General features: G+C 66.9%; 22 protein-coding genes and 1 tRNA gene. 10 read left to right on the top strand and 13 right to left on the bottom strand.

Going from position 1 to position 21,471, the window contains the following annotated elements:
• Nucleotides 1–275 precede the first annotated feature (275 nt).
• The 4 genes from XarjCFBP7645_RS12475 (at nt 276) to XarjCFBP7645_RS12460 (ending at nt 4,783) form a co-directional block, all read left to right on the top strand.
• Nucleotides 276–965, top strand: a complete 690-nt coding sequence (locus XarjCFBP7645_RS12475; protein WP_104537704.1) for an ABC transporter ATP-binding protein — start codon at nt 276–278, stop codon at nt 963–965.
• 12 nt (nt 966–977) lie between these two features.
• The gene (locus tag XarjCFBP7645_RS12470; RefSeq protein ID WP_104537703.1) at nt 978–2,138 is read left to right on the top strand and encodes an ABC transporter permease; all 1,161 of its coding nucleotides are present in this window, start codon (nt 978–980) and stop codon (nt 2,136–2,138) included.
• Between the two features lie 13 nt (nt 2,139–2,151).
• Nucleotides 2,152–3,471, top strand: a complete 1,320-nt coding sequence (locus XarjCFBP7645_RS12465) for an ABC transporter permease (RefSeq protein ID WP_104537702.1) — start codon at nt 2,152–2,154, stop codon at nt 3,469–3,471.
• A gap of 187 nt (nt 3,472–3,658) precedes the next feature.
• Nucleotides 3,659–4,783, top strand: a complete 1,125-nt coding sequence (locus XarjCFBP7645_RS12460) for an alpha/beta fold hydrolase (protein WP_104537701.1) — start codon at nt 3,659–3,661, stop codon at nt 4,781–4,783.
• Nucleotides 4,784–5,035: 252 nt separating this feature from the next.
• On the opposite strand, the gene rarD is transcribed toward XarjCFBP7645_RS12460, so the two are convergent.
• Nucleotides 5,036–5,947 carry an EamA family transporter RarD gene (gene rarD / locus XarjCFBP7645_RS12455; RefSeq protein ID WP_104537700.1) on the bottom strand — a complete coding sequence of 304 codons (912 nt, stop codon included), beginning with the start codon at nt 5,945–5,947 and terminating at the stop codon, nt 5,036–5,038.
• Nucleotides 5,944–6,840, bottom strand: coding sequence for a drug/metabolite exporter YedA (yedA, locus tag XarjCFBP7645_RS12450; protein ID WP_104537699.1), 897 nt, complete (start codon nt 6,838–6,840; stop codon nt 5,944–5,946). The genes rarD and yedA overlap by 4 nt, the downstream gene beginning before the upstream one ends.
• Before the next feature lie 83 nt (nt 6,841–6,923).
• Here yedA and XarjCFBP7645_RS12445 point away from each other — a divergent pair, with 83 nt between their 5' ends.
• On the top strand, nt 6,924–7,340 hold the full coding sequence (locus tag XarjCFBP7645_RS12445) for a Rap1a/Tai family immunity protein (protein ID WP_104537698.1): 417 nt from the start codon (nt 6,924–6,926) through the stop codon (nt 7,338–7,340).
• A gap of 125 nt (nt 7,341–7,465) precedes the next feature.
• On the opposite strand, the gene XarjCFBP7645_RS12440 is transcribed toward XarjCFBP7645_RS12445, so the two are convergent.
• The 7 genes from XarjCFBP7645_RS12440 to rocF all read right to left on the bottom strand — a co-directional run bounded on the left by XarjCFBP7645_RS12440 (nt 7,466) and on the right by rocF (nt 14,291).
• Nucleotides 7,466–9,118 carry a M28 family metallopeptidase gene (locus XarjCFBP7645_RS12440; protein ID WP_181126335.1) on the bottom strand — a complete coding sequence of 551 codons (1,653 nt, stop codon included), beginning with the start codon at nt 9,116–9,118 and terminating at the stop codon, nt 7,466–7,468.
• 836 nt (nt 9,119–9,954) lie between these two features.
• On the bottom strand, nt 9,955–10,899 hold the full coding sequence (locus tag XarjCFBP7645_RS12430; RefSeq protein WP_104537696.1) for an MBL fold metallo-hydrolase: 945 nt from the start codon (nt 10,897–10,899) through the stop codon (nt 9,955–9,957).
• Between the two features lie 59 nt (nt 10,900–10,958).
• On the bottom strand, nt 10,959–12,248 hold the full coding sequence (locus tag XarjCFBP7645_RS12425) for a tryptophan--tRNA ligase (RefSeq protein WP_104537695.1): 1,290 nt from the start codon (nt 12,246–12,248) through the stop codon (nt 10,959–10,961).
• 181 nt (nt 12,249–12,429) lie between these two features.
• The gene (locus XarjCFBP7645_RS12420; RefSeq protein ID WP_104537694.1) at nt 12,430–12,639 is read right to left on the bottom strand and encodes a CsbD family protein; all 210 of its coding nucleotides are present in this window, start codon (nt 12,637–12,639) and stop codon (nt 12,430–12,432) included.
• A 249-nt stretch (nt 12,640–12,888) separates the two neighbouring features.
• Complete coding sequence (locus XarjCFBP7645_RS12415; protein ID WP_016904515.1) at nt 12,889–13,023, bottom strand: entericidin A/B family lipoprotein; 135 nt, start codon at nt 13,021–13,023, stop codon at nt 12,889–12,891.
• An 82-nt stretch (nt 13,024–13,105) separates the two neighbouring features.
• Nucleotides 13,106–13,258, bottom strand: coding sequence for an entericidin A/B family lipoprotein (locus XarjCFBP7645_RS12410; protein ID WP_006451340.1), 153 nt, complete (start codon nt 13,256–13,258; stop codon nt 13,106–13,108).
• Between the two features lie 109 nt (nt 13,259–13,367).
• A complete protein-coding gene (gene rocF, locus XarjCFBP7645_RS12405; RefSeq protein WP_104537929.1) occupies nt 13,368–14,291 on the bottom strand; it encodes an arginase in 924 nt (307 codons plus the stop codon).
• 477 nt (nt 14,292–14,768) lie between these two features.
• Here rocF and XarjCFBP7645_RS12400 point away from each other — a divergent pair, with 477 nt between their 5' ends.
• From XarjCFBP7645_RS12400 to tmk, 5 genes are all read left to right on the top strand, one after another.
• Nucleotides 14,769–15,221: a roadblock/LC7 domain-containing protein gene (locus XarjCFBP7645_RS12400; protein WP_104537693.1), complete on the top strand. Its 453-nt coding sequence runs from the start codon at nt 14,769–14,771 to the stop codon at nt 15,219–15,221.
• A 63-nt stretch (nt 15,222–15,284) separates the two neighbouring features.
• Entirely contained in the window at nt 15,285–15,644 is a 360-nt protein-coding gene (locus XarjCFBP7645_RS12395; RefSeq protein WP_016904518.1) for a hypothetical protein, read from the top strand.
• A 94-nt stretch (nt 15,645–15,738) separates the two neighbouring features.
• The gene (locus XarjCFBP7645_RS12390; protein ID WP_104537692.1) at nt 15,739–16,656 is read left to right on the top strand and encodes a hypothetical protein; all 918 of its coding nucleotides are present in this window, start codon (nt 15,739–15,741) and stop codon (nt 16,654–16,656) included.
• Nucleotides 16,653–17,195: a GTP-binding protein gene (locus XarjCFBP7645_RS12385; RefSeq protein WP_104537691.1), complete on the top strand. Its 543-nt coding sequence runs from the start codon at nt 16,653–16,655 to the stop codon at nt 17,193–17,195. The genes XarjCFBP7645_RS12390 and XarjCFBP7645_RS12385 overlap by 4 nt, the downstream gene beginning before the upstream one ends.
• Before the next feature lie 518 nt (nt 17,196–17,713).
• Nucleotides 17,714–18,397 (top strand): dTMP kinase, encoded by a 684-nt coding sequence (gene tmk / locus XarjCFBP7645_RS12375; protein ID WP_104537690.1) that lies wholly within the window; start codon nt 17,714–17,716, stop codon nt 18,395–18,397.
• Nucleotides 18,398–18,576: 179 nt separating this feature from the next.
• Here the strand turns inward: tmk and XarjCFBP7645_RS12370 are convergent.
• From XarjCFBP7645_RS12370 to birA, 4 genes are all read right to left on the bottom strand, one after another.
• Nucleotides 18,577–18,652 (bottom strand) — tRNA-Thr (locus XarjCFBP7645_RS12370).
• A gap of 32 nt (nt 18,653–18,684) precedes the next feature.
• Nucleotides 18,685–19,560, bottom strand: a complete 876-nt coding sequence (locus XarjCFBP7645_RS12365) for an SPOR domain-containing protein (RefSeq protein WP_104537689.1) — start codon at nt 19,558–19,560, stop codon at nt 18,685–18,687.
• Between the two features lie 150 nt (nt 19,561–19,710).
• The gene (locus XarjCFBP7645_RS12360; RefSeq protein WP_104537688.1) at nt 19,711–20,439 is read right to left on the bottom strand and encodes a type III pantothenate kinase; all 729 of its coding nucleotides are present in this window, start codon (nt 20,437–20,439) and stop codon (nt 19,711–19,713) included.
• Complete coding sequence (gene birA, locus XarjCFBP7645_RS12355; RefSeq protein ID WP_308686433.1) at nt 20,436–21,449, bottom strand: bifunctional biotin--[acetyl-CoA-carboxylase] ligase/biotin operon repressor BirA; 1,014 nt, start codon at nt 21,447–21,449, stop codon at nt 20,436–20,438. Before birA ends, XarjCFBP7645_RS12360 begins: the two co-directional genes overlap by 4 nt.
• Nucleotides 21,450–21,471 lie beyond the last annotated feature (22 nt).

The raw sequence follows: 21,471 nt of genomic DNA, 5'->3' as shown, positions 1-21,471 counted from the left end.
CGATGCAACCACGTAGCCACGATTACGGTGACGTTGGTGATCCACATCCAGCGTCGGCATCGATCAGTGCAGACCTGGCCGCCTGGCCTGTCGCCGCCATGCGTCCTGGCGCAGTCACCCAGCAGTTAGGTCTGTCGTCATCCAGCCTCGCACCGTCTTGCCGCCTCACCGTCACCGTCACCGCATCGCCGTGTTGTCGTGTTGCCGCCCCATGCAATCGCGGTCGCCATGCCGCACCGCGCTTGCCTTCTTCCATTGCACCGTCAGGAGTCGCCATGACCACTCTCGTCAGCTTGCGCAACATCACCAAGACCTACCAACGCGGCCCCGAGCAGGTGCAGGTGCTGCACGGCATCGACCTGGAGATCGCCAGCGGCGACTTCGTTGCGTTGATGGGCCCGTCCGGTTCGGGCAAGACCACCTTGCTCAATCTGATCGGCGGGCTGGACAACCCCAGCGGTGGCGAGATCGAGATCCAGGGCGAGCGCATCGACCGCATGAGCGGCGGCCAGCTCGCGACCTGGCGCAGTCACCACGTCGGCTTCGTGTTCCAGTTCTACAACCTGATGCCGATGCTCACCGCGCAAAAGAATGTGGAGCTGCCGTTGCTGCTCACCGCGCTCAACGCCGCGCAGCGCAAGCGCAATGCGGAAATCGCCCTGACCCTGGTCGGCCTGCAGGAACGCCGCAACCACAAGCCCAGCGAGCTGTCCGGTGGCCAGCAGCAACGCGTGGCGATTGCGCGGGCGATCGTGTCCGACCCCACCTTCCTGATCTGCGACGAACCCACTGGCGATCTGGACCGCCACAACGCCGAGGAGATCCTGCGCCTGCTGCAGGAACTCAATCGCGAACACGGCAAGACCATCGTGATGGTCACCCACGACCCCAAGGCGGCCGAGTACGCCACCCATACCATCCATCTGGACAAGGGCGAGCTGGCCGAAGCGCCGCTCGCGCTCTAAGGGAGTGATGCCATGAAGTATCTCTCGTTGGTGTGGGCGCAGCTGTTCCGCAGCAAGACCCGCACCTTGTTGACGTTGCTGTCGGTTGTAGCGGCGTTCCTGCTGTTCGGCATGCTCGATTCGGTGCGCGTGGCCTTCACTTCCGGCGGCAATGTCAGCGGTGTGGACCGGCTGGTGGTCGCTTCGCGTTTGTCGATTACGCAATCACTGCCGATCAGCCTGGAATCGCAGATCCGCAGCGTGCCGGGCGTGCGCGATGTGACCTCGGCGATGTGGTTCGGCGGTATTTATCGCGACCTGAAGAACTTCTTCCCCAACTTCTCGGTGGCGCCCAACTTCTTCGACGTCTACAGCGAGTACGAACTGCCCAGGGAGCAGCTCAAGGCGTTCCAGACCACGCGCACCGGCGCCATCGTCGGCGAGACCCTGGCCAAGGCCAATGGCTGGAAGATCGGCGACACCATTCCGCTGCAGGCCACCATCTTCCCGCGTGGCGGCAGCAACGACTGGCCGCTGCAACTGGTCGGCATCTTCCGCATGAAGGACCGCGCGGTGGCGGCCAACCAGGAACGCCAGTTGATGATGAACTGGAAATACTTCGACGAGTCCAACGACTACATCAAGAGCAAGGTCAGCTGGTACACCGTGACGTTGCGCAGTGCCGACCAGGCCTCGCGCGTGGCGCAGGCGATCGACGCGTTGTCGGCCAACTCCGATCATGAAACCAAGTCGCAGACCGAATCGGCGTTCCAGCAGGCCTTCATCAAACAGTTCGCCGATATCGGCCTGATCGTCACCTCGATCATGGCCGCGGTGTTCTTCACCTTGTTGCTGCTGACCGGCAACACCATGGCGCAGGCGGTGCGCGAGCGCATACCGGAGCTGGCCACGCTCAAGACGCTGGGCTTTCAGGACCGCACCGTGTTGAGTCTGGTGATGGTGGAGTCGGTGCTGTTGATCGGCCTGGGCGGGTTGATCGGCATGGGTCTGGCGTCGCTGGTGATCCCGCTGGTGGCCGCACGCAGCGGCGGGGTGATGCCGGTGCAGGGCGTGCCGCTGCAGACCTGGTTGGTCGGGCTGGGCCTGATGGCCGGCATCGGCATCGTGGTGGGTGTGCTGCCGGCGCGACGCGCGCAGCGCTTGAAGATCGTCGATGCCCTCGCCGGCCGCTGACAGGAGCAGGCAAATGCAAACCCAATGGAAGAACCGTCTGGTCAATCTGCTGTCGGTCGTGTCGCTGGCCGTCGGGTTGGCCGTGTGGATCGCGCTGCCGTGGATCGGCGTGCTGGTCGCCGCCGCCTTGCTGGCGGTGTGGCTGGTTGTCACGCGCAGCGGCCGGCTGTCGTTGGCCGCTGCACGTATCGGCATCGCCACGCTGCCGCAACGCTGGGGTGCCAGCTCGGTGATCGTGGTCGGCATCGCCGGTGTGGTCGGCGTGCTGGTGGCGATGCTGGCGATGGGCCAGGGGTTTCAGGCCACGCTCAACAGCACCGGCGACGACACCACCGCGATTGTTCTGCGCGGCGGCTCGCAAGCGGAAACCAACTCGGTGATCACCCGCGACCTGGTGCCGCTGATCGGCAGCCTGCCCGGCATCGCCGCCGATGCCAGAGGCCGCCCGCTGCTGTCGCCGGAACTCTCGCAGGTGGTCAACATCGCCTCCAGATCCGATGGCACCGACGTCAACGCGCAACTGCGTGGCGTGGGCGAACAGGCCTGGGCGGTGCACGACAAGGTCAAGCTGGTGCAGGGCCGGCGCTTCACCCCCGGCCTGCGTGAGATGGTGGTCGGCAAGGGCGCGTTGACTCAGTTCCGCGGACTGGAGCTGGGCAAAACGCTCGCCCTCGGCAGCCAGCAATGGACCGTGGTCGGCGTCTTCGCCTCCGGCGATGCGCACGATTCGGAGCTGTGGACCGATGCGCAGACGCTGGCCACCACCTACAACCGCAGTGCCTACCAGTCGATCAGTGTGCGCACCACCGGCAAGGCCGGTTTCAGCCAGTTCAAGACCGCCATGGCCGCCGATCCGCGGCTCAAGCTGGATGTGGAAACCACGCGTGCCTACTACGGCAAACAGGGCGGCGGCTTGAACAGATTGATCAGCATCCTGGGCACGGTGATCGGCGCGATCATGGCGGTGGGCGCGGTGTTCGGCGCGCTCAACACCATGTATGCGGCGGTGGCGACGCGGGCGCGCGAGATCGCCACCATGCGCGCGATCGGTTTTCGCGGCACGCCGGTGGTCATGGCGCTGATGCTGGAGACCATGCTGCTGGCGCTGCTGGGCGGCTTGCTCGGTGGCCTGATCGCCTGGGCCATCTTCAATGGTTACAGCGTGTCCACGTTGGGCAGCAACTTCAGCCAGATCGTGTTCCAGTTCAAGGTCTCGCCGGAGTTGTTGTGGAGCGGGCTGAAATGGGCGCTGGGCATTGGGCTGGTCGGCGGGCTGTTCCCGGCCTTGCGCGCGGCGCGGTTGCCGATCACGACGGCGTTGCGTGAGGTTTAGGCGGGCCGCTGGCCCGCCCGGGAATGGGGAATCGGGAGTGGGGAATGGTGACAGCCAAGGCAGAGGGAGTGCGGCTGCTGCGGCTGAACCTAATGCGGGCTGTCATCGTTTTGTCACTGCACTGCGGTAGATGCGCGGAGCGGGCAGGTCGTAGGCTGGCCGGCCGTTGCATCCATCGATCTTGTCCATGACGCGCCTGATTCTGCTGGCCTGCGCCTGCCTGTGGCTGGCCGGCTGTTCCTCGTCCTCCACCTCGCTCAGCGAGCGCCTGGTCGCGCCCGGCGGTACCTCGCCGTTGCTGGATGCCGAGCGCATTGCTGCCACCATCGCCACGGTGCCCAACCGCAGCGGGCATGTGGTCACCCGCGATCAGGTGCCGATCTTCTGGCGCGCGATCGACCCCGGCCAGTACGCCATGCACTACCGCTATCTCAGCCAGCGCCACGATCCGGCGCATGCGCTGGATGTCGATTTCAGTTTCAAGCTGCCAACCGCGACCCCGCCGACGCCGCCGACGCCGCGCGGCACCGTGGTGCTGCTGCATGGCTGGATGATGGATGGCGATTCGCTGCTGCCGTGGTCGCTGGAACTGGCGCAGGCCGGCTACCGGGTGATCACCATCGACCTGCGCAACCACGGCCATTCCGGCGGTGGCCCCTCCGGGTACGGGACGCGTGAATCCGACGACGTCATCGACGTGCTCGATGCGCTGCAACCGCGCGGCGAGATCCGCGGCCCGCTGTACCTGTTCGGCATTTCCTACGGTGCCGCCACCGCGCTGTTCGCCGCCGACAAGCTTGGGCCGCGCGTGACCGGCGTGGTGGCGATGGAATCCTTCGCCAACGCCGGGCGCGGCATCCGCGACATGGTCCCGCACCTGCTCGCCAGCCAACCCAGCGGCTGGCGTGGGCAGGCGGTGGCCGCGTATGCGCGCTGGCGCTATGCCGACCAGAATATCGATGCGGTGATCGCCGCCGCCGACCGCCAGCTGCAGCTGGACCTGGACCACGTCGACGTCACGCAGGCCTTGGCCGACACCCGTAGCTGCGTGCTGCTGGTGCATGGCGATGCCGATCAGCACATTCCGGTCGCGCATGGGCGTGCGCTGGCGCTGGCCAACCCGCGCGCGCACTACGTCGAGCTGCCTGGCGAAACCCATCTGAGCCTGCCGCTGCGATTGGACCTGCTCGGTGGGCCGATCGACCAGTGGCTGGCGCAGACGCAACAGGATCCAGGCCACTGCCCCGCGCCGCAGGCACTGCCGACCTCCACGCTGGCGGTGGCGACACCGGCGGTGGCGCCGCGCGGCTGAGAGCGGCGGACAGACGTCGGCAACGGTCGTGAGGTAGGAGCGGACCGTGCGCTCCGAACGGACCTGCATGAATGGCATACCGATACGGGCAGTGCCTGCGCCCGCGCGGCGGTGAGCGCAGGAGTCTGGTTGCTCGCTCTGCATCCGGACGGGGGCGGCGCACCGGCAGGCTGCCGAAGCAGGCAACCGCGCTGCTGCCCACCGCGCAACGCAGCCGCTGCGCGATCGCCCGGATCGCGCAGCGGCCGATGCTTAAGGCGTCACCACCACCGGCCGCCGCTGCCGCCACAGGCTATCGCCGACGAACAGCAGCAGTCCCAACCAGATCGCGGCAAATCCGATCGCGCGCCCCTGATCGAACGGCTCGTGGAAGAACCACACGCCCAGCAGCAACTGCAGGCTCGGCGCGATGTATTGCAGGATGCCCACCAGCGACAGCGGAATCCGCCGCACGCCATACGCAAACCCGATCAGCGGCACCGCGGTCAGCACGCCGCCCAAGATCAGCAGCAGATCGGTACGCAGGTCCCAGCCGCTCAGAAAGGCGCCGCCATGGCCCTGCTCGCCCCAGCCCGCCAGCAGCAGCGCCGGCACCAACAGGTACACGCTTTCCACGCCCAGCCCCGCCACCGGATCCACCGCCACCAGCTTGCGCAGCAGGCCGTAGGCACCGAACGACAATGCCAGCCCCAGCGCAATCCATGGCGGCGCACCGGCATCCAGGGTCAGCCACAGCACGCCCGCCGCCGCACACACCACCGCCACCCACTGGATGCGCTGCAGGCGTTCCTTCAGCACCAGCACGCCCAGCAACACGCTCAGCAGCGGATTGATGAAATAGCCCAGGCTGGCTTCGATCACGTGCCCGGCGTTGATCGCCCAGATGTACAGCCCCCAGTTGAACGCGATCGCCACGCTGCTGCCCGCCAGCATCCACAACGCGCGCGGCTGCGCGACGATCTCGCGCCACCAGCGCAGGCCCGAGCTGGCCAGCAACCACCCCACCACCAGCAGCGCGCTCCAGACGATGCGGTGCGCGATGATCTGCAGCGACGGCACCGCCTTGAGCAGATGCCAATACAGCGGCACCAGTCCCCAGATCACGAAGGACGATGCAGTGATCAACAACCCGCGACGCGCCTCGATCGGCGAGACCGCCGTCATCGCCGCGCCTTGGCCAGGGTCACCACCAGCACGCCGGACAGGATCACCGCCATCGCACCGATGTCATGCGCGCTGAAACGCTCATGCCCGAGCCAGGCGCCCAACGCCACCGCAATCACCGGGTTGACGTAGGCGTAGCTGCCGGCCAACGCCGGGCGCACGTGATGCAGCAGCCACACGTAGGCGGTAAACGCCACGATCGAGCCGAACACGCACAGGTACGCCACGGCCAGCAGCCCCTGCGAGGTCGGCAGGCTGTGCGGGCGCTCGCCGATCAGCAGGCCAGTGCTGACCAGCAACACACCGCCGCACAGCATCTGCCCGGCGGCAGTCATGAACGGCGACGGCAGGTCGCGTCCGCGCGACCAGACCGAGCCGAATGCCCAGCCGATCGGCGCGATCAGCAGCAACACCAGCCCGCCCGGCGTGGCGGTCAGGCTGCTGCCGGCGTTGAGCCAGACCACGCCCAGAAAGCCGATCACGATGCCCAGCCATTCGCCACGGCTGGCATGTTGCCCGCGCAGGGCGCCGAACAGGGCCATCCACAGCGGCACCGATGCCACCGAGGTGGCGGCCAGGCCGGACGACACGCTGCGCTCGGCCAGCACCACCATGCCGTTGCCCAGCAGCAACAAGGCCGCGCCCATCATCGCCACATTCTTCCACTGCGCGCGCGTCGGCGCAGCCACACCGCGCCAGCGCAACACCGCATACAACGCCGTGCCGGCCACGATGAAGCGCGCCCCGGACACCATGGTCAGCGGCAGCGCGCCGCCTTCCAACGCAAAGCGGATCGCCAGATAGGTCGAGCCCCAGACCACATAGACCAGCAACAGAGCGACAACGACTAGGCCATTGCGCGCAGGCGCAGCAGCATCGTGTGAAGAGGACATCGGAGATTGCCAAGTGCAGCGGAAGCTTCAATTCTAGATCACCTGCCCACGCCAACGTCGTACGCCCAAGCGCCTGCCGCGCTATGGTGCGCATTGATCCTCAGATCGGAGTGCATATGCAGCGTCGCGTCCCCTGGTTGACCTTGGCCGTCCTGACCGTGCTATCGGCCAATGCGTTGGCACGCGTCCCCGAGCCCTGGGAACCGAGCGGGCGCAAGCTCCTCGAGGCCGGGCTGGACGGTTCGTTGGCGCCGGAGATCTCGCCCGAACAAACCGAACTCAAGGTCATGCTCTCGGCAAACCGCGCCGGCGCTTACCTGCTTGGCGTCGCCAGCAGCAGTTACCGCACGCAATGGTGCATGCCTGCCGGCAAGAGCGGCCCGCCGGATCTGCAGGCGATCATCGCCGATATCGGCGCGCTGCCCGATGCGCGCCTGGACGAGGCCGCACCTGCGTTGATCGTACGCGCGCTGGCCAAGCGCTATCCGTGCCGCACATAGGCGGCGCGATCGCCGCAAGCCGGCTCGACCAACCGCCACGCAACGGCCGGATGCAATGAACGCTTGCAGCGCCGGGCGTTCGATGCCCGGGCTCGAAAGCACCAGGCGTTTGCACACCGCTGGCCCTACTTGCGTGCGGCGTCGCTGCCGGCGCGGATCGCCTTGAACTCCGAACCGTCCTGCCAGCTCGGCCACTGCCGGCCGTTGGCCAGCGCCACGCCGACGTCGTAGACCAGGGTGGTGTCGGCCGCGTGGCCGCTGGCGTCCCATTGCGGCGTCCAGCGATCGCAGGGCTGGTGATAGCACTCGGCAAAATACTTGTCGCGCAGCGCCTTACCGGCCGCCACGCCGCCGTCGAGCATGTCCAGCCCGGGACCGGCAGTGATCGCCGGCACGCCCATGCGCGCAAAGGCGAAATGGTCGGCGCGGTAGAAGAAGCCCGCTTCCAGATTCGGGTCCGGCGAATAGCTGCGGCCGCGCGCCTTGGCCGCGGTTTCCAGATCGCCTTCCAGCGACACCCGTCCGCGTCCCCACGAGGCGATATCGCGGGTGGGGCCATCGGGGCTGAACATCTCCATGTTGAGCACCGCCACGGTCTTGTCCAGCGGCGCCAGCGGATGCGCGGCGTAATAGTTGGCGCCAAGCAGGCCCTTCTCTTCCGCCGTCAACGCGATGAAATACAGCGTGCGCTGCGGCTTGGGGCCGGCCGCGAACACGCGCGCCAGTTCCAGCACGCTGGCCACGCCGGTAGCGTTGTCCACCGCGCCACGCCGCACCGTGTCGCCGCCGGCATCGGCCTTGCCCACGCCGAACGCATCCCAGTGCGCGGAGAAGATCACCGTCTCGTCCGGATGCTGGCTGCCGGTGAGCTTGGCCACCACGTTATGGGTGACCACGCGCTCGCGCTTGAGCTTGAAATCCACCGACAGCGTCGCATCGCCCAACACCATCGGCGCGAAGTCGCGCTGCTGCGCGCGCTGCTTGGCCTGCGCAAAATCCAGCCCGGCGCGCTGGAACAGCGACACCGCCAACGCCTGCTGCATCCAGCCACGCACCGGTACGTGCTGCGCCTTTGCATCGGCATCGCTGCGTTCGATATCGAACAACGGCGACAGGCCCGAACTCTGCACCGTCGCCCAGCCGTACGCGGCCGGCGCGGTCTCGTGCACGATCAACACGCCGGCGGCACCGCGACGCGCCGCCTCTTCGTACTTGTAGGTCCAGCGGCCGTAGTAGGTCACCGCCTTGCCGTCGAAGGCGCCAGGCTGGCTGGATTCGAAGTCGGCATCGTTGATCAGCACCACCGCGATCTTGCCGCGCAGGTCCACGCCCTTGTAGTCGTCCCACTGCCGCTCCGGCGCGCTGATGCCGTAGCCCACGAACACCAGCGGTGCATTCTTCAAGCGCACCGCGTCCTGCGGACGCAGGCTCTGCAGGGTCACATCGGTGCCATTGACCAGCGCCTGGGTCTTGCCGCCGACACGCAGGCTGGCGCGCACCGGGCCATCGACCTGGGCGCGTACCAACGGCACCGCCTGGGTCCAACCGCCCTGCTCGCCGCCCGGCTGCAAGCCGGCAGCCTTGAACTGCTCGACCAGGTAATCGACCGTGCGCTGCTCGCCGGCACTGGCCGGCGCCCGGCCCTCGAACTCATCCGAGGCCAGCAGGCGCACATGCCGCGACAACGCTTCGGCGTCGATGCCGCTACCGGGCAGATCGTTGGCGGCCTGCGCCACGCCTCCCACGAACAGGCAGGCGGACAACAACAGGATGCGCATCGGATTCACGGCATGGCCTTGCAACAGGTAGATGACTCACAGTTTACAAGCGCGCGGCCGCCACGGGAGCGCTTCGACCCGCGTTGGCAAACGCGATGTCTTCCTTTCTAGCAGGCCCCTTGGGCTGCATGGATGCTGTCACGAGTTCAATGGGCGGGTGTACGGCCTGTCCCGTGCGTGGTGATGGCATCGCGCCTTCGACTCACCGAGCTTTTGAATCGAGCCTCTGATCGCGCGCAAACACGGTTACGGTTCAAGGTCTCGATTGTTTTGGCATTGTTTTCCGGAGCCTGTGCAGTGCGGATAGATCGGTTGCAGGGCGGCGGATCTGCGGCTTGGCTGCAAGGCCCTTGCCCGCCCACCATCGTGGGACACGCCGCAAGTACATCCTTGTAGGCTCTTACGCGGCATCCATGCCGCGTAAGGTCCCGCGACGGTGAGCGGGCAAGGACCCGTCGGGATGGTCGGTGTGCATGGTTGCAAGCGGGGCATGACCTGCGCTGGTCGGATCACTTGTTCGTTCGACTAGCGCCTCACCAGATTCCTATTGCAAGCCGAGCAGCAGACAGGCTTCAACACGCAACTTAAAACGTCTCAGCTATTACCGCTAGCCGAGCAACAAGCTTTCAAAAGCAGCCGACCAACTCTCTGGTGCGGTGTCCTTGCCGGTTGCGGGACCGTGTGGCGGCATGGAGGCCGCCACCACGCCTCCACGGACGGATTTACGGCGTGTCACGCAAGCGGTGAGGGCACCGCGCGCTCGACGGACTAGGCTTTTGACTGTCGCCGAACGATGCGACGACCCGCTACAGCGTTCGAGTGGGGGGTGTTTGGCGCTAATTGGTACGCTTCGCGCGATCCAGCCAGCACGCCAGGCCCTGCGCGTTGAGTTCGATATCGGTACCCAGCAACTGCGCCACGCGCGCATCGTCCAGCCGGCAGCCGTGCAGGCGGGCGCGCTGCAGATACAGGTCGGTCAGCGCCGCCACCATGTAGCGATGGCGGTCCGCACGCTGCGCGCAGTCCAGCGCGATGGCGGTCATCGCATGGATCTGCTCGACCAGCGCCTGCGCCAGCGGTGCCGGCGATTCGACCCGGCCGTAATGGGTGAGATACATCGCCTGCGGCGCGGTCTCCATCAGCCGCGCGATCGAGTGCAGCATCGCCTCCGGCTCGAACTGTACCGGCGAGGAGGTCGGCAGGATGAAGGCGCCTTGCGCGCTATCGAGCTGGCGATACGACAGGCCGAAGGTGTCGCCAGTGAACCAGCTGCGGCTGCGCGCATCCCACACGCACAGGTGATGTCGTGCGTGGCCCGGCGTCTCGATGGTGCGCAGCGCGCGCTCGCCCAGCATCACGGTCTGTCCGTCGGCCGCTTCCACCACGCGCTCGGCCGGCACCGGCACGATCGCGCCATAACTGCGCGCCATTTCCGCCTCGCCGTACACCGCCGTGGCGCCGGCGATCAGCCGGGTGGGATCGATCATGTGCGGCGCGCCGCGCGGATGCACCAGCACCCGCGCATTGGGTAGGTGCTGCAGCAACGCTCCCGCTCCGCCGGCGTGATCCAGATGCACGTGGGTCAGGATCAGCCAGTCCACCTGCGCCGGCGTCAGCCCGGCCGACTGCAATGCGGCCAGCATCTGCGGCACCGACAGCGAAGTACCGCAATCGACGAAGGCGCCACGTTGCGCCTCGACGATCAGGTACGCCGCATCGAACTGCACACCGCCAAAGCCGGTGTCGATGGTGTGGATGCTGGAATCGGCGGTCGCTGTCATTGCTTCCCCACGGCTATGCGAGAGGCCACAGTCTAGCCACCCCGGCTCCACGGGTGTCGTTACGCCTCGCGCAACACGCGCAGCGCCGCCAGGATCACGTCCGCCCCCACCTGCGCATGCAGGCCCGGCAATTGCAGGTCGCTGCCCTGCTCGGCCTGCTTCAGCCGCGCAATCAGCTGGCCCGCATCGCGTGGCGAGGCGAAGCCCTCGCTCTGCAGCAGCAAGGCACCGGCGCCATCGTTCAACTTGAAATAGAACTGCCCGTCGCTCTCGCGATACTGCTTGAACACCGGAGGCGCGCTCTTCTCGCTCACCGGCGTCGCAGCCGCATCGCCCTGGCCGGACAGGTCGCGCAGACCCACCGCAGCCCGTAGCTCGGCCAGAAACGGCGTTGCGTAGCGCGCGCGCAGACGTGCACCACCGGCGCGCAGAATCGCCTCGATCTTGCCCGGCTCGGCCATCAGCGCCTCATAGCGCGTGCGCAGCGGTGCGATTTCCTGATCGATACGCTCGAACAGCCGTTGCTTTGCATCGCCCCAGCCGATGCCATCGGCAAAGGCCTGCGCAAAGGCCGCTGTTTCCTGCGGCGTGGCGAAGGCCTGGTACAGCTGGAACAATGCCGACCCCTGCGTGTCCTTGGCCTCGCCCGGCGCGCGCGAATCGGTGAGGATGGAGAACACCAGCTTGCGCAATTCCTCGCGCGGGGCGAACAGCGGAATCGTGTTGCCGTAGCTCTTGCTCATCTTGCGGCCGTCCAGACCCGGCAAGGTCGAGACCTGCTCGTCGATCACCGCCTCGGGCAGGGTGAAAAAGTCGCGGCCATACACGTGGTTGAAGCGCTGGGCGAAATCGCGCGCCATCTCGATATGCTGGATCTGGTCGCGTCCCACCGGCACCTTGTGCGCGTTGAAGATCAGGATGTCTGCGGCCATCAGCACCGGGTACATGAACAAGCCGGCGGTCACGCCCGCGTCATCGTCTTCGCCATCGGCGCGATTCTTGTCCACCGCCGCCTTGTAGGCATGCGCGCGGTTGAGGATGCCCTTGCCGGCCACGCAGGTCAGCAGCCACAGCAATTCGGTGGTCTCCGGCACATCGGACTGGCGATAGAACCCCACCGTTTCCGGGTCCAGGCCGCAGGCCAGCCAGCTGGCGGCGATCTCCAGCGTGGAGCGCTGCGTCCGCGCCGGGTCCTGCGCCTTGATCAGGCTGTGCAGGTCGGCCAGGAAGTAGAAGCTTTCCGCATCGGCAGCCGCACTGGCCTGGATGGCCGGGCGGATCGCACCGACGTAATTGCCCAGATGCGGGGTGCCGGAGGTGGTGATGCCGGTAAGGACGCGAGTGGTCATCTGCGTAAGGCCAGGGAGTCAGCACGCAAGTTTAGCGGTTCCGTGCCCTTGGCATGGCTGCGGCGCTGTCTTGCGGCTGTCGCTGCCGGCATCGGCGGCAGACGCGCAACGGGCCGCGTCGAGCGGCCCGTTGTGTGCAGTTGCGCTCACCACCTCGGGCAAGCGCGATTGCGCGGCACCGTCAGGTGTCGTCGCGCAACGACTTTTCGAAGGCGCGCACTTCACTCTGGGCGCGATCGCGGTCCCAACCGTAGCGCTCCTGGAGCTTGCCCTGCAGATACTCGGCATTGCCTTCGGCAACCTTGAAATCGTCGTCGGTGAGGTCGCCCCACTTGGCCTGCGCCTTGCCTTTGAGCTGGGTCCACTTGCCGGAAATGATGTCGGTATTCATTGCGTCGACTCCGCTGGTGCGGTCGCGATTGACCGTGCGCGCAGGTTGCCCAGGGCGCCGTTCGCTGTGGATCAAAAACCGTCAAACCCGTAATCACCGCACTGAACGGTTGCCGACGCTTTGGCGCAGCTTTTCGCCCTGGCCGCGCCGTTGCATGCCCGGGCGCGTCATTGCGCAGCCCTGCTTGCGCAAAAAACTCGGGCAAAAAAAACGGGCCTTGCGGCCCGTTTTTCTGCATGCAGCGCTAGATTACTTGCGCGCAGCGTCTTCCACCTTCTCGCCAGCGCCCTGCACGTCCTTGCCGGCACCTGCGACGGTGTTGCAACCCGACAGCATACCGACCGACAACACCGACAGCACCAGCAGCACAATTGCACGCTTCATAACAGACTCCTTCGTGGGTAAAGCGGCGGCTTGCCGCAGATCAATCAAATCAAACAACTAGGGTTCAAACAAAACGCAAGGATCAGCACTTACCGTCGCTGCAATTGTCGGCCTTCTTTTCGACCTTCTCGCCTGCGCCCTGCATGTCCTTGCCGGCGCCGGCCATGGTATTGCAGCCAGTCATCACACCGGCCGAAAACAGGCCCAGTACCATCAGTGTCAGCAGTCGCTTCATCGGTCTTCCTCAGTTCTGCGTTCGGTGCAGACGCACCGTGTCTGGCGCCAAATCTGACTGCGCGGCCGTGGATTTGATGTGAACGTGGTGTGCTGCGTTCAGCGATCGATCAATCTCGCATCAGTGTCGACTTGCCGAACAGGCTCTCGACCAGATCCACCGCCAGCTCGGCGGTGGCGTTGCGGCTGTCCAGCACCGGATTGAGCTCGACGATGTCCAGTGATCCCATGCGTCCGGTGTCGGCGATCATTTCCATCACCAGCTGCGCTTCGCGGTAATTGGGCCCACCCGGCACGGTGGTGCCCACGCCCGGCGCGATGCTCGGGTCCAGGAAATCCACATCGAAGCTCACATGCAGATGAGTATCCTCGCTCATGCCCTGCAGGGCGGTCTCCATGGTGCGCTTCATGCCGGCCTCGTCGATGTAGCGCATGTCGTAGACATCGATGCGGTGCTGCTTGATCAGGCGCTTCTCCTCGGGGTCCACCGAGCGGATGCCGATCTGCCGCACCTGCTCGGGCAACAATGCCGGTGCGCTGCCGCCCAGATGCGTCAGCGCCTGCGGGCCCAGCCCGCACAGGCAGGCCACCGGCATGCCATGCACATTGCCCGACGGCGTCACCTCGCTGGTATTGAAGTCCGAGTGCGCATCCAGCCACAGCACCCGCAGCGGGCGTTGCTGCTCGCGGCAGTACTTGGCCACGGCGGTGATCGAGCCAATGCCCAGGCAGTGGTCGCCACCGAGCATGATCGGCATGCGGCCGGCGCGCAGCTGCGCATAGCTGGCCTCCATCAGCGCCTGGTTCCAGGCCACCACCTCGTCCAGATGGCGGTAGCCGGCCTGCGGGGCCTGCCAGGGATTGCGCGGGCCATCCAGATTGCCCAGATCGCGCACCTCCACGCCGCGGCCGATCAAGGCCTCCTGCAGCCCGGCGATGCGCAACGCCTCCGGCCCCATCCGCGCACCACGGTGGCCGGCACCGATGTCGGTGGGAACGCCAATCAGGGAAATCGGCAGGTACTGCGTCGCCATGCATTGCTCCAGCATCGAGAAAGCGCTGAAGTCTAGTCGCCGGCTCGCGCACTGACGCGCGGCAGCGCAGCACGGCGCCCGGCGTGCGTCACCGATCACGCAATCGCATCTGCCACTGCAGCAATCCAAAGTGCGGCCGATACTGCGTGGCGGGCAAAGGTCGGACCGGCACGGACGGCAGGCGCAACGCCGCAGTGCAGGTGCGATGCAGTCCGCCGTGGCGCTACCAGGTGCCGGCCGCGGCCGCTTGGCGGCGGCAACGCGTTCCCGATGGCTGCTCGAAGTGACGTGGTTGGGCAGTTTGTGGCGTATCTGCGCTTTGCGGGCTGTGCTTGTCTGGCCGCACAGTTAAGAGATTGGGGCTGCTATGACGATGGCCGAAGGTGCCGATGCTACTGTTCGCCCGCCAGCGCGGGTCCCGGTGTCATCGACAGGGTCTTTCATCGCGCAGCGGGTTTCGTACAAGGGGAGGATTTCATGCCGCATAACGCCGTCAACCAGGTCGTCAAGGCTGCCGTGGGCGAGGTCGCGCGGGCGTCGCATCACTACGATCTGCTGCGCATCGGGCGCGAGTTTGCGCAGACCATCGAGCGCGAGCCGGGTATCCGTCTGTTGATGCTGTCCACTGCCGACGGGCGTGCCATCGCCGAGCAATCCAGCCTGGACGTGGATGCTCGCCGTCTGGCAGCGATGGCCAACTCGTTCCTGACCCTGGGCGAGACCCTGGCGCGCGAATCCGGTCTGAGCGAAGCCGATTACGCCACCGTCAGTACGCGTGGCGGGCAGCTGGTGCTGATCCGCATTCGCGCCGACAGACCGTTGACGCTCACTGCGGTGGGCGGCAGCGACCTCAACGCCGCGGCGCTGCTGTTCAATGCGCGCGACTGCGCCGGCCGCCTGGCGACAGCGCTGGCGCCGCCGACGAACTGAGCGCTTGGCACTGTTCGTGCTTGCGCCAGTGCACTGATTTCTCACCGCTCGTAAGGACGACCCGTGTCAAAACTCAATCTGGAACACCTGCATTCGATCGCCGGCTTCGTCGGTGCTGCCCTGGTCGATAGCGACAGCGGCATGGCGCTGGGCATGACCGGCGGCACCGATCTCAACCTGGAACTTGCCGCGGCCGGCAATACCGAAGTGGTGCGTGCCAAGCGCCGTATCGCCGAGCAGCTCGGCCTCAACGACACCATCGAAGACATCCTGATCACCCTGGCGCGTCAGTACCACCTGCTGCGCCCGCTGGAGAGCAACGGCACGTTGTTCCTGTATGTCGTACTGGATCGCGCCAAGGCCAATCTGGCCATGGCCCGTCACGAACTCAAGGCGTTCGAGAAGACCCTGGATTTCGGTTGATGCCCACCAGGCGGCGCACGCGCGTCGCCTGCCCGGCCTGCCGGTCCGCATCGGCAGGCACCGCACCTTCTCCGCGCCGACGCGGCGCCATGTCATGACCTCACCCATTCACACCATGCGGGTCGCCACGGCCGGCCTGGACCTGCTGCACACCACGCGCCTGAAACTGGCGTGCTCGTTGCTGCTGGCCGAACGCATCGACGTGCAGTTGGGACAATGGCCGCACCACGCCGCCGACGTGGTGGTGCTGGGGCTGGAAAGCGCCGACGGGCTGGCCGCCTGGCAGGCCTTGCAAGGGCAACCCGTGCGGGTGCTGGTGGTGTCGCGAGCACCGGTCGGCGGCGCCTGGCTCAAGCACGGTGCCACCGTGCGCGAACTCAACGAGCAGATGCGCGTGCTGCTGTCCTCCTCCGCGCACGCGCAGGTTGCCGAGCCGGCCCTGCTGATCCGCCATTGCCGCGGCGAATTCGGTGCCGCCGCGGCACTGTTGCGCAACGCGCAATTACAGATACGCGTGGACCCGGCCAACGGCTGCGTGCAGCTTCCCGCCGGCATTGCCTTGTCCGAGCTGCTCGCGGCCCTGGATCGCCCCGGTTGGCAGGTTGCACCGGACGCCGCCGACAGCGCACTGAGCCAACGTATTTCGTTCGAAGCGCTGTATTTCGCCCTGCCCGATCACCTGCGCCCCGCGCTGCCGGCGGTCGAACCCAGCCATGCGCTGCAGTTGCGGCAATGGCCGGAGCTGAGCGCCGAGACCAGTTCGCCGGCGCAACTGCTTGCCATTGCCCACCTGCATGCGCGCCCGTGGCGCCCGCAGGCGCTGGCCAAGGCTTGCAAGCTACCGCTGCAAACGGTGGAATGCCTGTTCGCCGCTGCACTCGCCAGCGGCCTTGCCCAGATTGCGGAGATTGCCGTGCCTGCAACGCAGCCCCGTCCGGACAGCAGCAATTCCCGGTTTTTCTCCTGGGTCGCACGTCGCTTTGGCCTCTCTCTCTTTCAGGCGCAGTCATGAGTGTTCCGGCCAACAAACTGGTGTTCGTTGGCGGCATGGGCGCCGGCAAGACCACCGCCGTACGCGCCATCTCGGACGTGGAGCCGGTCAGCACCGAGATGCCGCTCAGCCAGGATGCCTACGGCGACAAGACCTACACCACGGTCGCGCTGGACTACAGCTCGATCGAACTGGAGGACGGCGAGTTGCTGCACGTCTACGGCGTGCCCGGGCAGAAGTACCTGGATTTCATGTGGCCGCTGGTGTGCGACGGCGCGTTGGGCGTGATCGTGCTGGTCAGCGCGCGCGATCCGCAGATGCGCGAAGCCACCCTGGCATTGCTGCGCGAGTTTTCGCAGATCGCACCTGCGGCAAGCCTGGCAGTGGGCATCACCATGACCGACGACATGCAGGACTTCCTGCTGCCGCCGTTCCGCGACGCCCTGGTGGCCGAAGGCTTCCGCATCCCGGTCATGCGCGTGGATGCACGCTCGGCCACCCAGATCACGTTCCTGGTGAAGTCGCTGCTGTCCTATCGTTACACCTCGGCGACCAGCTGATCGGGCGCGTACGTGGCATTGCCGACGTGGTCGGCGAGCGAGAAAAACAAGGAATCCGGTCACGACGGTGCCTGAAAAGGGCGTCACGCGGGGGATGCCGCCTCTAGGGTGGCGGCGACGCGTCCATCTTCCTTGATGCCAGACGCGCGACGCGAACGTCATACATTCGAGCGCTTTGCCTGACTTGTTCAGTATGGCGCGCGATCAATAACCAGGGCATCGGGACGTTCCCGACATCGCACAGGACATGCCGGTCATGCGGCATAGGCAATCGCACCGGCAGTAGGCGGCCAGTGCAGCCTGCATCGGCGATCATGCTGCAGTTGTCGTGCGCGCCCGGCAATGCGTTGGACAGACCGTTCGTCAAGCCGTCTGGCACAGGCATCGACGCGCGGCAGCGGCGCCGCCATCGGTGACGCGCAGCCGATACCCGATGCGCCGGTATGGGCTGCTGCAGGGCAACGCCCATACCGATGCCCGAGTGCTGATCCAGCACCACGATCGGATAAAGTAGCGCGATGACAATCGAACTGAAGCCCGGCGGTCTGCTGATCGCGATCGAAGGCATCGACGGCGCCGGCAAGACCACCCTCGCCCGCAGCCTGGCCACCACGCTGGAAGCGGCCGGCGCGCGCGTGGTGCTGAGCAAGGAACCGACTAATGGCCCGTGGGGCACCCAGCTGCGCCAGTCCGCCGCCACCGGCCGCCTCAGCGCGGACGAAGAAGCCGAGCTGCTGATCCGCGACCGTCACGAGCACGTGGACACCCTGATCGCACCGGCGCTGGCACGCGGCGACATCGTGATCCTGGACCGCTACTTCCCCTCGATGATCGCCTACCAGGGCGCCGCCGGCCTGCCGCTGGACGATCTGCTGGAGCGCAACGCCTTCGCGCCGCGCCCGGACGTGCTGCTGCTGCTCGACCTGCCCCCACCCACCGGCCTGGCGCGTATCCGCGCCCGCGGCGATGCACCCAATCACTTCGAAACCCAGGACAACCTGGAACGCTGCCGCAGCATCTTTGCGCAGTTGCAGTTGCCGGGGAAGCACGTCGTGGATGCCAGCGCCGATGCGGACAGCGTGCTTCGTCAGGCCCACGCCATCGTCGTTGCAGCGCTGGCCGAACGCCTGCGCGGCCAGGCCACCCATGCCGACGCCGACAAGGCCGCACTGAAACTGCTATCGGCCGGTCGCCCGGCCTGAGTTGCTGCGCGTACTGCGCGCAGGCAGCAGCACTGGCGCAAGCAATTCGCGTGCTGCGAGCAGATGCCTGCTCTCGACCAATCGAACCCGGGAAAACGGAGGCGTTCTGGGGACGCTGACCCAATAACGCAGCCGGTACCGAGCTACACGGACATTCCGGAATGGAACGCAGACCTTCGTGGTGCCGGCACCCGGATTCGAACTGGGGACCTACCGCTTACAAGGCGGTTGCTCTACCAACTGAGCTATGCCGGCAAAGGCAGGCGCGTTGCGCGCCGGTGCGCATTCTAGCGCAGCGCGGCGCAATCTAGCGACCGCTGACGCGCCGCGCCCGCGGTGCCCTGCAATGTGCCGATCGCGGCCGCGCTGCGCACATCGATCCACCAGCGCGATTGCCCGGAGCCGCTGGGCAGCAATTGCGCCGGGAACCCCGCGCCGACCAGGCTGGCCTGACGTCGCTCGGCACGCTCGCGACTCTGGTACTGCCCCAGCGCGATGGTGTTGTTCTCACCCTGGGCAATCACGTAGTAGTCGCCCATGCCGGCGGCGGCGATGCGCTTGACCAAGGCCTGCGCCGCTGCACGATCGCCGACGTTGGGCAGCATCACCCGGAACGTACTGATCCCCGCGTCCTTGTCCTCGCGCACGCTGGTGCGCGTGGCCTGACCACGCAGGCGCGCCAGCGCGGCATCGGCGTCGGCGCGCGCCGCGTACGGCCCCAGGCTGGCACAGCGCTCGGGCGCAGCGGCCGGGGTAGGTGCCGCTGGCGATGGCTTGATCGCAGCTGCTGCAACCTCGTTCGGTGTTGGAGCGACCTTGGCTGGCGCTGGAACCTGTGCCGATGACTGCAGCGTATCGGTCCCCTTCGCGGCGGCCGCAGCTGGCGACGAAGACGCTGCCGCTGGTGCCGTCGATGTCGATGTCGATACCGGTGCATCCGATGGTGCGGTCGGCGTGGCGTCCGAAGCTGCCGGGGTCGTGCCTGCCTCGCCTGCCGCTGCGGGCCTCGTTGCTGTCGCAGTGCTCGGCAGCACTTCCAAGCGCGCCACACCGGCCGGCTGCGGCGGTGCAGCCACTGCTATCGGTGCCGGTTGCAACGCCCACCACAACGCCACACCGGCATTGAGGACGATCAGGACAACGATGAATGCGCGTACGTACATGCAATGGATTCTAAGAGGGGGTCAGTGACAATGGGCGAGGGCTCGTCGACTTGCTGCCGACGCCAGACGCTGGCGCAGTGTACGAGTACCACCGGTTCGGCCTCACGGCCGCGCCCGCCGCGTGCTCTTAGCAATTGCGTAGCTCGCCATTCAAGGCGCCAGCGCAGACCTCGCCCAGGTCGCCAGCCCATCCAGCACCAGCGCCGCGCGGAAACTGGCACCGGGCAACAACGGCAACAACGGCGGCGCGCCGCCCCCGTGCACCAGCAGCTGCACCGGCACCCCCAGGCTGCGTTGCGCATGCTGCAGGCTGCGCTCGATCAGCGCCACTGCGGCGCCATCGCAGCCGGAGGTCAGTGCGTCGTCGGTGTCGTCGGCCAGCTCGACATAGGCCCCGCCACTGGCCGGCAACTGCACCGCACGCGCATGCAGCGCTTCGCGCATGGTGGTCGGCGAGGCGGCAATGCGTCCGCCGTGGTGCCGTCCATCGGCGCCGAGTACGTCGATGGTCAACGCGGTGCCCACGCCGGCCACCAGCACCGGTGCGTCGCCGCGCGCGCCCAGCAGCGCCAGGAAGCGATCCACCCCGAAGCGGTTCGGGTCTGCGTAGGCGATGCGGATGCCGGCGCATTCGGCCGCGGTCCGCACGATGCGCACCTGTTGGAAGCGCTCGCGCAGGCAGCCGAGCATGCGCTGCGTCAACGCCGGCGCAGCCACGCTGGCCACATGCGCAATACGCCCGGTGGGCAAGGCCGACAACGCGGCCGCATCCATCGCCTCGGCACCGTGCGGCCAGGCCTGCACATCGCCGGCGCGGTCGCCCTGCAGCGGTGCGTACTTGAACCGCGAATTCCCAAGGTCGAACAACCACTCGCTCATGCAGGTCTCACGCTCACTTCTCCGGAGTGGAACAGCCGCACCGTCTGGCCCAGTTGCACCCGCAACGCGCCGTCGGCAGCCAGGCCAAGCGCAATGCCGCGATGCCGGGTGCCGGCCTCCTCGACCTGCACTGCGCGCCCGCTCAACACGTCCAATGCCGCATAGCGGCTCAGGAATGGGGCCAGCCCCTGCGCCTCGAACAACTCCAGCGCCGGCAGCAGCGCGGACAACACCGCAGCCACCACGGTCTCGCGCGATACCGTGCGGCCGGCCAGCGTGTCCAGATCCATCCATGGTTGATCGATCGCAGCGGCGGCCGCAGCTGGCATATGTACGTTCAAACCCAGCCCGATCACCGCGCGCGCGTTGCCGGCCATTTCGCCGCCGCCTTCGATCAGCAGGCCGCCCAGCTTGCGCTGGCGCGCCAGCAGATCGTTGGGCCACTTCAGCCCGACATTGGTAAAACCGCAATCACGCAATGCTTCGGCCACCGCCACACCCACGGCTAGGCTGAGCCCGGCCAACTGGCCCAGCCCGCCGCTGAAACGGCGCGAGGCCGACAGATAGATGTGCGCACCCAGCGGCGAGGTCCATTGGCGCCCGCGCCGGCCGCGCCCGCCGGTCTGCCGCTCGGCCAGCAGCACCGCCACGCCCCGCTCCGGCGCCGGGCGCGCCAGCAAGCTGGTGTTGGTGGATTCCAGCGTCCAGGCGATCTCCAGCGCAGCCAGGCCTGCCAGCGCATCGGCCGACATCGCCGCACGAATGCGCGCGTCGTCCAGCAGGTCCAGCGGCGCCGCCAGGCGGTAGCCGTCCCCGGCCCGCCCGTCGATGTCGACTCCGGCCGCGCGCAGATTCTGGATGCGCTTCCACACCGCCGCACGGGTCAGCCCGGCATCGCGCGCCAGCGCATCGCCGGATAGCCGGCCGCTCGCAAGTTTGGCCAGCAAGGCGCGGTCATCCACGGCAAGTCCCCAAATCGATCCGTGAAAGTATGCGCCAAGCGTCCGCACCCGCCCACCCTGGCTTGCGTGA

This window comes from Xanthomonas arboricola (assembly GCF_002940665.1).
Lineage (GTDB): Bacteria > Pseudomonadota > Gammaproteobacteria > Xanthomonadales > Xanthomonadaceae > Xanthomonas > Xanthomonas arboricola_B.
This window is presented reverse-complemented; position numbering and strand designations above follow the sequence as displayed.

Coding starts and splice junctions, on each gene's coding strand:
- XarjCFBP7645_RS12475 (WP_104537704.1), top strand. CDS start 276: ATGACCACTCTCGTCAGCTTGCGCAACATCACCAAGACCTACCAACGC.
- XarjCFBP7645_RS12470 (WP_104537703.1), top strand. CDS start 978: ATGAAGTATCTCTCGTTGGTGTGGGCGCAGCTGTTCCGCAGCAAGACC.
- XarjCFBP7645_RS12465 (WP_104537702.1), top strand. CDS start 2,152: ATGCAAACCCAATGGAAGAACCGTCTGGTCAATCTGCTGTCGGTCGTG.
- XarjCFBP7645_RS12460 (WP_104537701.1), top strand. CDS start 3,659: ATGACGCGCCTGATTCTGCTGGCCTGCGCCTGCCTGTGGCTGGCCGGC.
- rarD (WP_104537700.1), bottom strand. CDS start 5,947: ATGACGGCGGTCTCGCCGATCGAGGCGCGTCGCGGGTTGTTGATCACT.
- yedA (WP_104537699.1), bottom strand. CDS start 6,840: ATGTCCTCTTCACACGATGCTGCTGCGCCTGCGCGCAATGGCCTAGTC.
- XarjCFBP7645_RS12445 (WP_104537698.1), top strand. CDS start 6,924: ATGGTGCGCATTGATCCTCAGATCGGAGTGCATATGCAGCGTCGCGTC.
- XarjCFBP7645_RS12440 (WP_181126335.1), bottom strand. CDS start 9,118: ATGCGCATCCTGTTGTTGTCCGCCTGCCTGTTCGTGGGAGGCGTGGCG.
- XarjCFBP7645_RS12430 (WP_104537696.1), bottom strand. CDS start 10,899: ATGACAGCGACCGCCGATTCCAGCATCCACACCATCGACACCGGCTTT.
- XarjCFBP7645_RS12425 (WP_104537695.1), bottom strand. CDS start 12,248: ATGACCACTCGCGTCCTTACCGGCATCACCACCTCCGGCACCCCGCAT.
- XarjCFBP7645_RS12420 (WP_104537694.1), bottom strand. CDS start 12,639: ATGAATACCGACATCATTTCCGGCAAGTGGACCCAGCTCAAAGGCAAG.
- XarjCFBP7645_RS12415 (WP_016904515.1), bottom strand. CDS start 13,023: ATGAAGCGTGCAATTGTGCTGCTGGTGCTGTCGGTGTTGTCGGTCGGT.
- XarjCFBP7645_RS12410 (WP_006451340.1), bottom strand. CDS start 13,258: ATGAAGCGACTGCTGACACTGATGGTACTGGGCCTGTTTTCGGCCGGT.
- rocF (WP_104537929.1), bottom strand. CDS start 14,291: ATGGCGACGCAGTACCTGCCGATTTCCCTGATTGGCGTTCCCACCGAC.
- XarjCFBP7645_RS12400 (WP_104537693.1), top strand. CDS start 14,769: ATGCCGCATAACGCCGTCAACCAGGTCGTCAAGGCTGCCGTGGGCGAG.
- XarjCFBP7645_RS12390 (WP_104537692.1), top strand. CDS start 15,739: ATGACCTCACCCATTCACACCATGCGGGTCGCCACGGCCGGCCTGGAC.
- XarjCFBP7645_RS12385 (WP_104537691.1), top strand. CDS start 16,653: ATGAGTGTTCCGGCCAACAAACTGGTGTTCGTTGGCGGCATGGGCGCC.
- tmk (WP_104537690.1), top strand. CDS start 17,714: ATGACAATCGAACTGAAGCCCGGCGGTCTGCTGATCGCGATCGAAGGC.
- XarjCFBP7645_RS12365 (WP_104537689.1), bottom strand. CDS start 19,560: ATGTACGTACGCGCATTCATCGTTGTCCTGATCGTCCTCAATGCCGGT.
- XarjCFBP7645_RS12360 (WP_104537688.1), bottom strand. CDS start 20,439: ATGAGCGAGTGGTTGTTCGACCTTGGGAATTCGCGGTTCAAGTACGCA.